Genomic DNA, 14,714 nt, shown 5'->3' with positions numbered 1-14,714 from the left:
GTGCCCGGGGGGGGGGTGGTTTCCGGCCGGACAGGGGTCCCGGCCCCGGGTGTCGGAGGGTGGCGAGAGGGGGGGGGGGGTGGGCCTTTCGGGTGTGCTGGGCCCCCCCCCCCCCCCGGCCGGCGGTGGCGGGGTGACCCGCACCCCGCCACCGCCTCGCGCACGGTCAGCCCCGCCCGCTCCGCCGGGCCTTGAGCTCGTCGAAGCGAGGGGTGTCGCCGTCCTTGACCCGCTGCCAGGCCCGGCGGTAGAGGTCGGCCACCGGCTCCGTGGGCGCGATCACGTCCAGTGACGCGCTGCCGCCGACGGCCAGATCGAACAGGGGGAGCTTCCACCGCTCCAGCGACATGGCCGCCGAATCGACGACCGTCCAGCCGCCCGGCAGGAACAGAGAGCGCCTGGCGCCGGTACGGCTCGCCCTCACCACCAGGTCGGTGGCCGCCAGTTCCTCGCGCGCCGCCTCGATACGGGCGGCGCCGCCGCGCCGCCGTTTCCAGCCCGTCCACTTGGCGATGTTGGCGTCGGTCGGATCGGGCATCGCGAGCAGCATCAGATAGAGCACGGCGGCGTCCTCACTGATGCCGTACTCCTTGGCGGCCTCCGTGACCAGGCCGGGGACCGACCGGCCGGGGTCCTGCGGATACCAGGTGCCGTCCTTGTCGCGCTCGCCGGCCACCGGGTCGCCCGGGTCGCCGAGGAGCGCGGCGAAGCGCGGATCGCGGGCGACGCGCATACCGGTCTCGACCGGGTAAGGCCGCTGGGCATCCTGTGAGCCGGTGCGGCCGTAGCCGTTGCCCATCCCCCGCAGGACCGGCAGATAGGGGTCGTCCCCCGCTTCGTCCAGCAGCGCGGGGCGAACGGCCGGATACGGCTGGCCGTCGTACGTGCTCATGATCACCGCGCCGTAGCGTTCGTACCCCTCGCCGGTCTCGGTGGGGGCGCCGACCGCGGCGCGGTACGCGGCCAGGCCGGCGTACCCGCCGAGGCTGAGCATCAGCTCCGGGTTGGCCAGCCTCTCCCGGACCGCGCTCACGACGCCCGGCAGCAGGGCCCGGACCGGGTGACCGGCCGGGAGCTGGTGGGCCAGCCACGCGGCCGTCGCGACAACGGACTTCAGCGTGTCCGCGTCGAACACCGCGCGGTCCGTGCCGACGGGAGCGACGCTGTCCTGGTGGACGCGCCAGACCGCGTCGGTCGTCAGGCGCGGCTCGCCGGCCGGGTCGATGAGCGCCCGCAGCGTCCGCTCCGGTGTCCAGTCCGAGCGCACGGCGCGGACCGCTTTCGCCACGAGCAGCAGCAGCTCCTCCTGGACGGGTGTCCGCCGGCCCAGCTCGCTGTTCCAGACCTCGGCGGCGGCTGCCACGTCCGGCCCCTCGGTCCACAGGCGGGCGGGGTCGCCGGGCAGCAGCGCCGCCACGACGGCCCGGCGGACGCCGGCGTCCACACCGCGCAGTTCGTCCCTGGCGAGGGCGGCGTTGGGGATCTTCAGCCCGAGAGTGTTCCGTACCTCCACGGGCAGGAAGTCCTGCTCGTTCGTGCAGACACGGGGCAGGCCGGCCACGATCAGCCCGGCCGCGGACGGCGTGACACCGGTGAGCCGGGCGAACTCCTCGGCGGCTGCCGGGAACCAGGGCGCGGGCCCGCGCCCGGCCAGTTCCGCGCGGAAGGCCGCGGACCACCCGCCGTCCCGGCCGGGGCCGAGGGCGACCTCGCGGGGCGCGGACTTGACGGTGTACGGCGCGGGAATCTCGAAGCGGCCCGTCGGATCGTGGAACAGCGCGGTGAACTCGCGCCGGGACCCGTCCCAGTACCCCGCGCGGACGAAGGCGAGGAACGCGCCGTCCGCCAGTGGCAGCACCGCCGACCAGTTCCCGCGCCGCGGGTTGCCGTCCGCGTCGACGAGCGCGCTCTCGTCGAGGTACAGCCGGCAGACACGCCAGCGGTCGGCGCCCTCCGCCGTGGTGAGGCCGAGCGTGTCCAGCGCCGCCAGCAGTTCGTCCAGCGCTTCGCGGTGCTCCCGCTCCGTGGACATCGAGGCGGCCCGGTACGCCAGCGCGGCCGGGGCGCCGAGGAGCCTCTCCCACTCGGTCCTGTCCACGGGCAGCGGCGACCCGTCGAGGTGGAGCCGGACGGCCTTCCCGGGCACGGGCTCCGTCCCGGCCTCCGGGGCCGGATCCACGGGACTCGCCAACACCGCGCTCAGCGCCCGCAGCTGACCGAAGAGACTGAGCCTCGCGTCCCCGCGGTACGACGAGAAGGAGCAGTCGTCCGCGAGCCCGTCGAGGGCCGCGCCGAGCAGTTCGTTCCCCGGGCCGACCGCCTCCGCCCCCGGCCGCTCGACCAGCGCCTTCTCCTCCAGACGGGTCACGATCGCGTCCAGCTCGGCCTGCTGCCCGGCGGCGAACCGCACCACCCCGGCGATCCCGGCCACCAGCGCCTCGTGGCTGACGGCGGGCAGCGACTCCCTTACCAGGGTGAGGAGTTCGTCCTCCGGCTCCGTGCCCGTGCCCCTCGCCGTGCCCATCTCCTCCTTCGCCTTCCTGTCCTGTGCGACCGCGGCCGACAGCAGCGTCCGCGCCGTGTCCCCGCTGATCGCGCGCAGTGCCGTGGAACCCCGCGGGTCCCTGGCCCTGAGACAGTGCCAGTAGTCCTCCGGGGGCAGCAGCGCGGTACCCGCCGCGAACGGACCGGGCACCCCGTCCACCCGGGCGTGGGCCGTGACCGTGCCCTCCGGATCGACCAGCCTGATCTCGGAGCCCGCGCCACCGACGCCCCGGGGCCGGTCGTCGCCGGGGAAGACCAGGGGGCGGGCGGGCCGGCCGGCCTCGTGGGTCAGTGTGACGGTGTGTCCCGCCAGGTCCTCGCAGCGCCGCGAGCCGTCGGGCAGCCGCACCACCCGCCAGCCCAGCAGACCGTCCACGGGATGCGCGCCGGGACCCGTCGCGGCCGACGGGGCGGGCAGCAGCACGCCACCGGCGAAGGTGCTGCCCTCCGGTGCGCCGCCGGTCGCCCCGGTGAAGAAGTCCGGCCGGTCGACGGTGAGGGGCTTGCCCGACTCCGGGTCCAGCTCGTGCAGACATTCGGCGCCCTCGGCGTCCACGGCCCGTGTCCAGTACCGCGTCCCGTCCGTGTGCACCGCACGCTCGACCGGTAGCGAGGTGTCCCCGGCGTACAGCACACCGTCGCCCGTCAGCCGCCCGCCGCCCGGCCTGGGCAGGGTGAACACCCCCAGGCCGTCGCCGAGCCGGCCGATCTGGACACCCCGGATGCCGTCGGCCGACTCCAGCGGGGCCGGACTGTCGGCGGCGGTGTGCCAGTACCCCCTGAGCTGGTCACCGTCCGAGTAGGACCGCCAGTGGACGAGCAACTGCCCGTCCACGTAATGGAATCCCGGATGCCGGTACCAGCCGTACGCGTCGTCGGGGATACGCAGGTCATGGGTCAGCACGGCGCCGTCCGCGTCGAGCACCCGCGCCTGCGACGCGCCCGCCACGATCAGATGGGGCCAGGCGCCGGCGAGGACGATCCTTTCCCGGTCCGCCTCCTTGGGAGCGAGTGCGGCGATCGCCTCCTCCCAGGCGGGCCAGCCCAGCTCGTCGAAGATGCCGGCCCGCAGCGTCCGGACCAGCAGCGGGGCCAGATCGGTGGCGGCGACAGCCCGCACCTCCTCCTCGGCGAGGGCCAGGGCGACGCCGGGGATCCGGCGCAGCCGCTCCAGATCGCCGGGCAGGCCGGGCAGCGCGCCGACGGAGAAGTCCCGCGCGGTCGCCCTCATCCACTCGGTGAGCATCGGGCGCCCGCCGGGGGAGTCGGCCAGCAGCCGGTAGGGCGCGATCTCGCCGCCGAGGTTGTCGGCCCCCGCCGCGAAAGAGGGCCGGAAGCGCTCGTCCGCCGCCAGCGCGAGCAGATCGCGGCGGTCCGCGTCCGGGTCGGCCCACCTGTCCAGATCGAGCCGCAGGACCCGCCGCTCACCCGTGGGATCGGCGACCGGTACGTCCAGGGAGAGCAGCAGGTCGAGGAGATCCACGTCCTCGTACGGCACGGGCAGGGCCGACACGGCCCCGGCCCCGGCTCCGGCCAGCTCCTCGCGCAGCCGTCCGGCGGCCCGCTCCACGAGCGAGAGCAGCGCCGGCATCCGGCCGGCCGTCCTGTAAGAGGATGACCGGTACTTCGAGAAGCGCAGATACCAGCCGACCGTGCCGTCCTCGGGCCGCTGCCCGGCCGGCAGCGTGGTGTCCAGCAGCCCTTCGGCGGCCCCGGACTCCTCCAGCAACTCCAGCCAGAACCCGGCGCATTCGGCGTCCTCGGGCAGCAGATCCAGCAGCGTCCCACGGGTGTCGGGGTCGCGCCGGGCCAGCGCGACCAGGGCGGTGCGGTGCCCCTTCCACCAGCCGGGCGCCGCCCGTCGCGTGGCCGGGAGGGCGAGCAGCTCGGTCAGATACGCGCCCTCCGCCTGCGCCGCGTCCGCCCCGGCGGCCTTCGCCAGCTTCCGCAGATCGGTCGACATCTGGACCGACGGCTCGAACCCCGCGGCCGTGCGCCGTACACACACCTCACGGAACCGGCGGTACGCCTCGTCGGCCGGCATCCGGGCCGAGAGCCCCCGCGCGTGCCCGGTCAGCGCCTTCACCGGGAGCGCCCCGGCGAGCGCGAACTCCAGGAACACCGCGTGCAGCCGCTCCTCGTCGACCGTGAGGCCGTACTGCCTCTCGGCGTCGCGGGCCCGCAGGAACATCTGCCCCGCGAAGCCGGGATTCTCCACCTCGCTGAAGACCCGCCCGGCCCGCTCGAAGAAGGTCGGCAAGAAGTGCGGTACGGAGTCGGCCAGCCGTCCCGCGATCTGCTGGTAGGAGGCCAGGGCCACCTTCGGTTTGGTCTTCGCCTGCCGGGCGGCCTTCTCCAGCTCGGGCATCAGCCCGAGCGCCTGACGGCCGTCCTCCGGGTGGTGCACCAGCACCCACTCAGGGAAGCCCAGCGACTGCCGCAGCCCCAGCCCGACCTCGGCCGGTTCACCGTCCGGCTCCAGACCGAGGAACCCGGCGGCCAGGTCCTCCGCCGCTCCCAGCTCCCCGGCCACCAGCCGCACCACGACCCGGTCGTCGAGCCCCGGATGCCGGTAGGCGCGGGTGGTCAGCGGGACCGCCCGCTCGCCCGCGCCGGCCGTGCCGGGCGGCAGCACCGCCCCGGCCCGCAGCAACTGCTTGGCCGTGGCCCGCACTTCGCTCACCGTCGCCGCGTCCTGCGCCTGTGTCCCTGTTCCCGCCGGCACCGTCGCCCCCGTGTCACTCACGTGTTCTGCCCCTCCTTGACCGTGCGGCCGGCGTACAGCGCCGCCGCCATGCGCATCCCCTCGGACCAGGCGACCGGCCCGACCTCCGGCAGCCGCAGCGAGCGTCCGTCGACCACGCTCCAGCTCAGATCGCCGGTCTCGGACTCCCCGTACCAGTACGGCTCCCCGATCCACACCGACGCCTCGGTGAACGCCCCGGCCTCCCGTATCCGGCAGGTGGCGTAGCCGCCCGACACCCGGTAGCCGAGCGAGGTCGCCCGCGCGGCCAGGCCGAACCGGGAGTCGTAGGCGCCGCCCGCGAAGTCCGACACCGAGGTCGCCTTCGCGGCGAGGCCGGCGGGCTTGCGCCAGGTGGCCCGGTCGATCTGCTCGATCCCCTGGGTGAGGCCCAACTCGGCGGCGAATTCCCGCAGATCGTCCAGATCGGGCAGCAGAACGGGATGCGGCAGCGTCACCGTCTCCGGTGACAGCCGAATGGTCTCGCCGTCCGGATCGACCACCCGCAGCTGACCGGATCCGTCGGCGTCCCGGAGGAAGCCCACCTCGTCGGGCCCCTCGCCCATCACCACCATGTCGCGCAGCCCGGCCTGCCACGCCTCGTCGGGCCACACCCGGCCCAGCAGCCCGGTGGGAACCGGCAGGGACGACACCATCCAGCTGTCCACGCGCGCCACGCACTCCGCCGCGTGCCGGTCCAGCCACTCGGCGAGCTTGCGCAGCCGGTCCGCCTCGGGATGCGTCCGTACCCCTTTGGGCAGCGTCTTCAACTGCCGTCCCGCGGCCCGCCCCGCTGTGGACCGTGCCGTCACCCGGCCTTCCACCAGGGCGACTTCATACCCCTCGCCCGCCGACAGCCAGCCCATGACGCACGCACCTCTCCCCGTTCACGCATGATGAGTCCCGCAGGGGAAAGAACCCCGCACTGCGGTAGGGAAAGAACGCTACCGGCACCCACTGACAGCCCGGCCGGGAGAGGACACCGGCGCCGGACGCACCGGGCCGGACGCACCGCGGCCCGGTCCGTGTCGCACGAACCGGGCCGCCGTGTCGGCGATATGACGCTCCATCAGAAGCGCTGCCCCAGGATTCAGGCCGAGCCCGTCGGGTACAGCGCGCGCGGCAGTTTCGACGCCGCCGCCTCGTCCAGCAGCCACAGCGTCCGCGCCCGCCCGTACGCGCCCGCCGCCGGCGCCTGGACCTCGCCCGCGCCGGAGAGCGCGATCTCGGCGGCCTCCGCCTTGTCCTCGCCCGCCGCCAGCAGCCACACCTCGTGCGCCGCCCGGATCGCGGGGAGCGTCAGCGAGATCCGCAGCGGCGGCGGCTTCGGCGCGCCGCGCACCGCGACCACCGTGCGCTCGCTCTCGCGGACGCCCGGCAGTTCGGGAAAGAGCGAGGCGACGTGCGTGTCCGGCCCCACCCCGAGCATCAGCACGTCGAAGGACGGGACCCGCGCGTGGTCCTCCGGCCGCGCCGCCGCGGCCAGCTCGGTCGCGTACGCGGCGGCCGCGGCCTCGATGTCGGAGCCGTACGCGCCGTCCGGCGCCGGCATCGTGTGCACCCGCGCGGGATCCAGCGGCACCGAGTCGAGCAGCGCCTCCCTGGCCTGTGTGTCGTTGCGCTCCGGGTCGCCGCCGGGCAGGAAGCGCTCGTCACCCCACCAGAGGTCGAGCCGGGTCCAGTCGACCGCGTCGCGCGCGGGCGCCCGGGACAGCGCGGCCAGCAGACCGTTGCCGTTGCGCCCGCCGGTCAGGACGACCGACGCGCTGCCGCGCGCGGCCTGGGCGTCCACGATCCTCGTGATCAGCCGGGCCGCCGCGGCCTGCGCCATCAGCTCCTTGTCGCGGTGCACGACGAGTTGCGGAACGCTCACTTCGACGCCGCCTTCTTGGCGGCCGACCCGCGTGCGGGAGCCGCCTTCTTCGCCGCCGGGGCACTGTCGCCCTCGCCGTTCGCCCTCGCCGGGTCCAGCCGTTCCACGCCGAACCGCAGCGTCGCCGCGTAGGTGTCGTCGGGGTCCAGCCTGCGCAGCTCCTCGGCGATCAGCTCCGAGGTCTCCCGCCGGTTGAGCGCCACCGCCCGGTCCGGCTGCCCCTCGATGGACAGCGTCGCCAGCGAGCCGTCCGTCCGGCGCAGCTCGATCGGCCCGCAGTCGGTCTCCATCCGTACGGAGGTGAGACCGGGGCCGCCCGAGACGGCGCGGGTGACCGGGACGTGCAGCCGCTCCGCGAGCCACATGCCGAGCAGCTCGCAGCTCGCGTTCAGCTCCTCGCCCTCCACGCGGACCGAGGTCACCTTGCAGTCGACCTGGTCCAGCGCCGCGGCCAGCATCGAACGCCACGGGGTGATCCGGCTCCACGCCAGATCCGTGTCGCCCGGTGTGTAGACCGAGGCGCGGGCCTTGAGCTCCGCGATCGGGTTCTCGGCGGCGTAGGTGTCCGTCACCCGCCGCTGGGCCAGCGTGCCCAGCGGGTCCTTCGCGGGGTTGTCCGGCGCGTTGGCGGCCCACCAGACCACGACGGGCGCGTCGGGCAGCAGCAGCGGCAGGACGACCGACTGGGCGTGCTCGATGACCTCGCCGTAGAGCCGGAGCACGACCGTCTCACCGGTGCCGGCCTCCACACCGACCCGCACCTCGGCGTCGAGGCGCGCCTTGGACCGGTCGCGTGCCGAGCGGGAGACCCGCTTGACGACGACCAGCTTGCGCGACGGGTGCTCGCGGGACGCCTCGTTGGCGGCCTTGAGCGCGTCGTACGCGTTCTCCTCGTCGGTGACGAGGACCAGGGTGAGGACCATGCCGACGGCCGGGGTGCCGATCGCCCGGCGTCCCTCGACCAGCGCCTTGTTGATCTTGCTGGACGTGGTGTCCGTAAGGTCGATCTTCATGGCCGACGCCAGCTCCGTCCGTGTCGTGCGAGCATTTCGTCCGCCTCGACCGGACCCCAGGTCCCGGACTCGTACTGCGCGGGCTTGCCGTGCTTGTCCCAGTAGTGCTCGATCGGGTCGAGGATCTTCCAGGAGAGCTCGACCTCCTCCGTACGGGGGAAGAGGTTGGAGTCGCCGAGCAGCACGTCGAGCAGCAGCCGCTCGTACGCCTCGGGGCTGGACTCCGTGAAGGACTCCCCGTAGGCGAAGTCCATCGAGACGTCCCGCACCTCCATCGCCGTGCCGGGCACCTTGGAGCCGAACCGCATGGTCACGCCCTCGTCCGGCTGGACCCGGATGACCAGGGCGTTCTGCCCCAGCTCCTCGGTGGCCGTGTGGTCGAAGGGGGAGTGCGGGGCCCGCTGGAACACGACCGCGATCTCGGTGACCCGGCGGCCGAGCCGTTTGCCGGTCCGCAGGTAGAACGGGACGCCGGCCCAGCGCCGGTTGTCGATCTCCACCTTCACCGCGGCGTAGGTGTCGGTCTTCGACTTCGGGTCGATGCCGTCTTCCTCCAGATAGCCGACGGCCTTCTCGCCGCCCTGCCAGCCTGCGGCGTACTGCCCGCGCACCGTGTCCTTGCCGAGGTCGTGCGGCAGCCGTACGGCCCCGAGCACCTTGGTCTTCTCGGCGGCCAGGGCGTCCGCGTCGAAGGAGGCGGGCTCCTCCATCGCGGTGAGCGCGAGGAGCTGGAGGAGGTGGTTCTGGATGACGTCACGCGCCGCGCCGATGCCGTCGTAGTAGCCGGCCCGGCCGCCGATGCCGATGTCCTCGGCCATGGTGATCTGCACGTGGTCGACGTAGGACCGGTTCCAGATCGGCTCGAAGAGGGTGTTCGCGAAGCGCAGCGCCAGGATGTTCTGGACCGTCTCCTTGCCCAGGTAGTGGTCGATCCGGAAGACCTCGTTGGACGGGAAGACCTCGTGCACGACCTTGTTCAGCTCCTGCGCGGAGACCAGGTCGTGACCGAACGGCTTCTCGATGACGGCGCGCCGCCAGGAGCCCTCCTTCTGGTCGGCCAGCCCGTGCTTCTTGAGCTGCTTGACGACCTTGGGGAAGAACTTCGGCGGTACGGACAGGTAGAAGGCGAAGTTGCCGCCCGTGCCCTGCACCTTGTCGAGGTCCTCGATCGTGGACTTCAGGTTCTCGAAGGCCCGGTCGTCGTCGAAGTCGCCCTGGACGAAGCGCATCCCCTGGATGAGCTGCTGCCAGACCTCCTCGCGGAAGGGCGTACGGGCGTGCGCCTTGACGGCGTCGTGGACCTCCTGCGCGAAATCCTCGTCCTGCCACTCGCGACGGGCGTAGCCGACGAGCGAGAAGCCCGGCGGCAGCAGACCGCGGTTGGCGAGGTCATAGACGGCGGGCATCAACTTTTTACGGGACAAATCGCCCGTGACGCCGAAGATGACCAGGCCCGACGGCCCCGCGATACGCGGGAGCCGTCGGTCCGCGGCGTCACGAAGCGGATTCGCTCCGTGGGTTGCGGTCAAGGGTTCAGACCTCCGAAGGGGCGAGGCGCCGGAGCTCCGCCTCGGTCGACTTGAGCAGGTCGGTCCAGGACTTCTCGAACTTCTCCACGCCCTCGTCCTCCAGCACCTGGACGACGTCGTCGTAGGAGATGCCCAGCTTCTCGATGGCTTCGAGATCGGCACGCGCCTGGTCGTACGTACCCTTCACGGTGTCACCGGTGACCGCTCCGTGCTCGGCGACCGCGTCGAGAGTGGCCTCCGGCATGGTGTTCACGGTATGCGGGGCGACCAGGTCGTCGACGTACATCGTGTCCCGGTACGCGGGGTCCTTGACGCCCGTCGAGGCCCACAGCGGGCGCTGCCGGTTGGCCTGGACCCGGTCCAGCGCCGCCCAGCGGTCGCCACCGAAAACGTCCTCGTACGCCTCGTAGGCCAGCCGGGCGTTCGCGACGGCCGCCTTGCCGCGCGCGGCCTTCGCCTCGTCGGTGCCCAGCGCGTCGAGCCGCTTGTCGATCTCGGTGTCCACGCGGGACACGAAGAAGGACGCCACCGAGTAGATCTTGGACAGGTCGAGACCCGCGTCCTTCGCCTTCTCCAGACCGGTGATGTACGCGTCCATGACCTCGCGGTAGCGCTCCAGCGAGAAGATCAGCGTCACATTGACACTGATGCCCCGGGCGATCGTCTCGGTGATCGCCGGGAGCCCCGCCTTGGTGGCCGGGATCTTGATGAGGGTGTTCGGACGGTCCACCAGCCAGGCCAGCTGCTTGGCCTCGGCGACGGTCGCCCGCGTGTTGTGCGCCAGCCGCGGGTCGACCTCGATGGAGACGCGGCCGTCCTGGCCCTGCGTCTCGTCGAAGACGGGCCGCAGGATGTCCGCGGCGTCACGGACGTCCGCCGTCGTGATCATGCGGACGGCTTCCTCGACGGTGACCCGGCGGGTCGCGAGGTCGGTCAGCTGGGTCTCGTAACCGTCTCCCTCGGAGATGGCCTTCTGGAAGATCGAGGGGTTCGTCGTCACGCCCACGACGTGCTGCTGGTCCATCAGTTCGGCGAGATTGCCGGATGTGATGCGCTTGCGCGACAGGTCGTCGAGCCAGATCGCGACGCCTTCGTCGGAGAGGCGCTTGAGTGCGTCTGTCATGAGAGTTGCATCTCCTACTTGTCGTGTACCGGCGTCAGCGCTCTGCGGCTGCCAGGGATTCCCGAGCCGCGGACGCGACCGCGTCCGCGGTGAAGCCGAACTCCCGGAAGAGGACCTTGCCGTCGGCCGAAGCGCCGAAGTGCTCCAGCGAGACGACGCGGCCGGCGTCCCCCACGAACCGGTGCCAGGTGAGCCCGATACCGGCCTCGACCGCCACACGCGCCTTCACGGAGGGCGGCAGGACGCTGTCCCGGTACGCCTGGTCCTGCTCCTCGAACCACTCCACCGACGGCATCGACACCACCCGGGTCGCGATCCCCTCGGCCTGGAGCCGCTCGCGCGCCTCGACGGCGAGCTGCACCTCGGAGCCCGTGGCGACCAGCACCACCCGGGGCTCACCGCCCTCGGCCTCGAACAGGACGTAACCGCCCTTGGCCGCGCCCTCGTTGGCCTCGTACGTCGGCACGCCCTGACGCGTGAGCGCCAGACCGTGCGGCGCGCCCTTGGCGTGCCTCTTGAGGATCTCGCGCCAGGCGATCGCCGTCTCGTTGGCGTCGGCGGGACGCACGATGTTCAGACCCGGGATGGCACGCAGCACGGACAACTGCTCCACGGGCTGGTGCGTCGGACCGTCCTCGCCGAGACCGATCGAGTCGTGCGTCCAGACGTAGGTGACGGGCACCTGCATCAGCGCGGCGAGCCGCACGGCCGGCCGCATGTAGTCGGAGAACACCAGGAAAGTGCCGCCGTAGATACGGGTGTTGCCGTGCAGCGCGATGCCGTTCATCGTCGAACCCATGGCGTGCTCACGGATGCCGTAGTGCACCGTGCGGCCGTACGGGTCCGCCTCCGGCAGCGGGTTGCCCGCCGGGAGGAACGACGACGTCTTGTCGATCGTGGTGTTGTTGGAGCCCGCGAGGTCGGCGGAGCCGCCCCACAGCTCGGGAATGACGGCGCCGAGCGCCTGGAGCACCTTGCCGGAGGCGGCGCGCGTCGCGACGCCCTTGCCGGTCTCGAAGACCGGCAGCTTCCCCTCCCAGCCGTCGGGCAGTTCGCCCGCGCGGACGCGGTCGAACGTCGCGGCGCGCTCCGGGTTGGCCGTACGCCACGCGGCGAACGTCTTCTCCCACTCGGCGCGCGTCTCGCGGCCCCGGTCGAGCGCCTCACGCGTGTGCGCCAGGACCTCGTCGCCGACCTCGAAGGTCCGCTCGGGGTCGAAGCCCAGCACCCGCTTGGTGGCGGCCACCTCCTCGTCGCCGAGCGCCGAGCCGTGCGCGGCCTCGGTGTTCTGCGCGTGCGGGGCGGGCCAGGCGATGATCGAGCGGGCCGCGATGAACGAGGGCCGCTCGGTCTCGGCCCGCGCGGCCTTCAGCGCGCGCGCAAGCCCCGCCGGGTCGAGGTCGCCGTCGGGCAGCTGCTCGACGCGCTGGACGTGCCAGCCGTACGACTCGTACCGCTTGAGGGTGTCCTCGGAGACGGCCGTCTCGGTGTCACCCTCGATGGAGATGTGGTTGTCGTCCCAGAGCAGGACGAGATTGCCGAGCTTCTGGTGACCGGCCAGCGAGGACGCCTCCGCGGAGACACCCTCCTGGAGGCAGCCGTCACCGGCGATCACCCAGATGGTGTGGTCGAAGGGAGAGGTGCCGGCCGCCGCCTCCGGGTCGTAGAGACCGCGCTCGTACCGCGCGGCCATCGCCATGCCCACGGCGTTGGCGACACCCTGGCCGAGCGGCCCGGTGGTGGTCTCGACGCCGACCGTGTGGCCGTACTCCGGGTGGCCCGGGGTCTTCGAACCCCAGGTGCGGAACGCCTTCAGGTCGTCCAGCTCCAGGCCGTAGCCCGCGAGATAGAGCTGGATGTAGAGAGTCAGCGACGAGTGGCCCGCGGAGAGTACGAACCGGTCGCGGCCGGTCCACTGCGCGTCGGCCGGGTCGTGCCGCATCAGCTTCTGGAAGAGGACATAGGCGGCGGGGGCCAGGCTCATCGCCGTACCGGGATGGCCGTTGCCGACCTTCTGTACGGCGTCCATGGCCAGGACGCGGACGGTATCGACCGCCTTGCGGTCCAGGTCGGTCCACTCTTCGAGATCTGTGGTGGTCGGCTTGGTGCTCACCCTGAGTCAGGGCTCCTCTCCACATGTCGAATCCCGGTGTCTGAGGGCGCACCGGTTCGCTGCCGAGCCTACCCTCGTGACGCCGCGCGACCAGTCCCGTCCACGTGGGTGAAGACCTCGGTGAAGAAGAGACGTCGCCAGGGTGCCGGGCGGATGACACACGCACCTCCCGCGGACGGCCGCGCGGTGACGTCCACCCCCTCACCGCGGGCTCCCACCAGGCGTCAACACGAGCCCACCCCCGAGAAGAACGGCATATGGGCAACGTCTAGAGTGGCGTGGTACGCGCAAGCCTTTACCGGGCCTTCACGCCCGGAGCTTGCTGGGATTTCTCTGTCTGGGGTGTGCGTGACGGCCGTCGAGTCCCGACCCGCTGGGGTCGTCCTGACTCCGAGCCCGGGGGGCCATCGGCCGTTCGGGGCCCGCGTCAAAGCGTTCGTGGCGCTGACGAAGCCACGGATCATCGAGCTGCTGCTCATCACCACCGTGCCGGTGATGTTCCTGGCCGCGCAGAGCGTGCCGGACATGTGGCTGGTGCTCGTCACCTGTGTCGGCGGCTATCTCTCCGCCGGCGGCGCCAACGCGCTGAACATGTACATCGACCGCGACATCGACGCGATGATGGACCGTACGTCGCAGCGCCCGCTGGTCACCGGAATGGTTTCGCCCCGTGAGGGTCTGGTCTTCGGGCTCTCGCTGGCCGTGATCTCGACGCTCTGGTTCGGCCTGCTGGTCAACTGGCTCTCCGCGGCGCTCGCGCTGGGCGCGCTCCTGTTCTACGTCGTCGTCTACACGCTGATCCTGAAGCGGCGCACCTCGCAGAACATCGTCTGGGGCGGCATCGCGGGCTGCATGCCGGTCTTCATCGGCTGGTCCGCCGTCACCAACTCGCTGTCCTGGGCCGCCGTCATCCTCTTCCTGGTGATGTTCTTCTGGACGCCGCCGCACTACTGGCCGCTGTCGATGAAGGTGCGCGAGGACTACGCGCGCGTGGGCGTGCCCATGCTCCCCGTGGTCGCGTCCAACCGGACCGTGGCCCGCCAGATCGTGCTCTACAGCTGGGTGATGGTGGCGGTGTCGCTGCTGCTGACGCCGCTCGGCTACACCGGCTGGTTCTACACGTCGGTGGCCGTGGCGGCCGGCGGCTGGTGGCTCTGGGAGGCGCACGGGCTCCAGTCGCGTGCCAAGTCCGGTGCGACGGGCGGCAAACTGAAGGAGATGCGGCTGTTCCACTGGTCGATCACCTATGTGTCGCTGCTCTTCGTGGCCGTCGCGGTGGACCCCTTCCTTCGATAGGGCGACTACCCGTCGGTAGCATGTCGGTCATGGCAGAGACCGAGGTTGACGAGCAGACCGGCGACGGCGCGCGTGCGAGCCGGCGGGCCGTACTCGACGAACGGCGCGCGGCCCGACTGGCCAAGCAGATCGGCGCGTTCGCGCGGCGGCACGGCGGCGCCGCCGAGGGCCAGCTCGCGTATCTGGGCCGGGCCGGCACCCGCATCGTGCTGGTGGCCCAGGACGGCGACTGGGGCGATCTGGTCGCCCCGTCGCACGGTGTGGCGCTGAAGGCCGTCGAGAAGGCGGGGATCACGGTGCACGAGTCCTTCGACGGCGAGTTCGCCGCGAAGGTCCGCACCGGCCCTTACGAGTGGACACGCATGGCGGGCATCCAGATCGGCGGCCCCGCCAACGACCGGGAAGCGCCCGCGGAGTAGCCCCGTCCGGGCTGCCCCCGACGGGCCGGGAGCCCACCCGGCCGCGCCCCGGGGGCCGTTT

Annotated in this window: 9 protein-coding genes; 2 read left to right on the top strand and 7 right to left on the bottom strand. The window is 72.3% G+C overall.

Going from position 1 to position 14,714, the window contains the following annotated elements; all coding sequences use genetic code 11:
- Positions 1-166: 166 nt before the first annotated feature.
- The 7 genes from ACZ61E_RS24710 to tkt form a co-directional block, all read right to left on the bottom strand.
- Entirely contained in the window at positions 167-5,290 is a 5,124-nt protein-coding gene (locus ACZ61E_RS24710) for a DNA-binding protein (RefSeq protein ID WP_469702037.1), read from the bottom strand.
- Complete coding sequence (locus ACZ61E_RS24705; protein WP_469702036.1) at positions 5,287-6,153, bottom strand: DUF4132 domain-containing protein; 867 nt, start codon at positions 6,151-6,153, stop codon at positions 5,287-5,289. The genes ACZ61E_RS24710 and ACZ61E_RS24705 overlap by 4 nt, the downstream gene beginning before the upstream one ends.
- A 224-nt stretch (positions 6,154-6,377) precedes the next feature.
- Positions 6,378-7,160: a 6-phosphogluconolactonase gene (gene pgl, locus ACZ61E_RS24700; protein ID WP_469702035.1), complete on the bottom strand. Its 783-nt coding sequence runs from the start codon at positions 7,158-7,160 to the stop codon at positions 6,378-6,380.
- Positions 7,157-8,173 carry a glucose-6-phosphate dehydrogenase assembly protein OpcA gene (opcA, locus tag ACZ61E_RS24695; RefSeq protein ID WP_469702034.1) on the bottom strand — a complete coding sequence of 339 codons (1,017 nt, stop codon included), beginning with the start codon at positions 8,171-8,173 and terminating at the stop codon, positions 7,157-7,159. Before opcA ends, pgl begins: the two co-directional genes overlap by 4 nt.
- Entirely contained in the window at positions 8,170-9,702 is a 1,533-nt protein-coding gene (gene zwf, locus ACZ61E_RS24690; protein ID WP_469702033.1) for a glucose-6-phosphate dehydrogenase, read from the bottom strand. Before zwf ends, opcA begins: the two co-directional genes overlap by 4 nt.
- 4 nt (positions 9,703-9,706) lie before the next feature.
- Positions 9,707-10,825 (bottom strand): transaldolase, encoded by a 1,119-nt coding sequence (tal, locus tag ACZ61E_RS24685; protein WP_469702032.1) that lies wholly within the window; start codon positions 10,823-10,825, stop codon positions 9,707-9,709.
- A gap of 34 nt (positions 10,826-10,859) precedes the next feature.
- The gene (tkt, locus tag ACZ61E_RS24680; RefSeq protein WP_469702031.1) at positions 10,860-12,938 is read right to left on the bottom strand and encodes a transketolase; all 2,079 of its coding nucleotides are present in this window, start codon (positions 12,936-12,938) and stop codon (positions 10,860-10,862) included.
- A 348-nt stretch (positions 12,939-13,286) separates the two neighbouring features.
- Between tkt and ACZ61E_RS24675 the strand changes: the two genes are divergently transcribed.
- Both ACZ61E_RS24675 and ACZ61E_RS24670 read left to right on the top strand, forming a co-directional pair.
- Positions 13,287-14,234, top strand: a complete 948-nt coding sequence (locus ACZ61E_RS24675) for a heme o synthase (RefSeq protein WP_469702030.1) — start codon at positions 13,287-13,289, stop codon at positions 14,232-14,234.
- A 29-nt stretch (positions 14,235-14,263) separates the two neighbouring features.
- The gene (locus tag ACZ61E_RS24670; RefSeq protein ID WP_469702029.1) at positions 14,264-14,653 is read left to right on the top strand and encodes a hypothetical protein; all 390 of its coding nucleotides are present in this window, start codon (positions 14,264-14,266) and stop codon (positions 14,651-14,653) included.
- The last annotated feature ends 61 nt before the right edge of the window (positions 14,654-14,714 follow it).

The organism is Streptomyces sp. NPDC104581 (assembly GCF_055583685.1).
This window is presented reverse-complemented; position numbering and strand designations above follow the sequence as displayed.

Excerpts from the sequence above, each read along its gene's own strand:
- ACZ61E_RS24705 (WP_469702036.1), bottom strand. The coding sequence starts at position 6,153 with ATGGGCTGGCTGTCGGCGGGCGAGGGGTATGAAGTCGCCCTGGTGGAA.
- opcA (WP_469702034.1), bottom strand. The coding sequence starts at position 8,173 with ATGAAGATCGACCTTACGGACACCACGTCCAGCAAGATCAACAAGGCG.
- ACZ61E_RS24670 (WP_469702029.1), top strand. The coding sequence starts at position 14,264 with ATGGCAGAGACCGAGGTTGACGAGCAGACCGGCGACGGCGCGCGTGCG.
- tal (WP_469702032.1), bottom strand. The coding sequence starts at position 10,825 with ATGACAGACGCACTCAAGCGCCTCTCCGACGAAGGCGTCGCGATCTGG.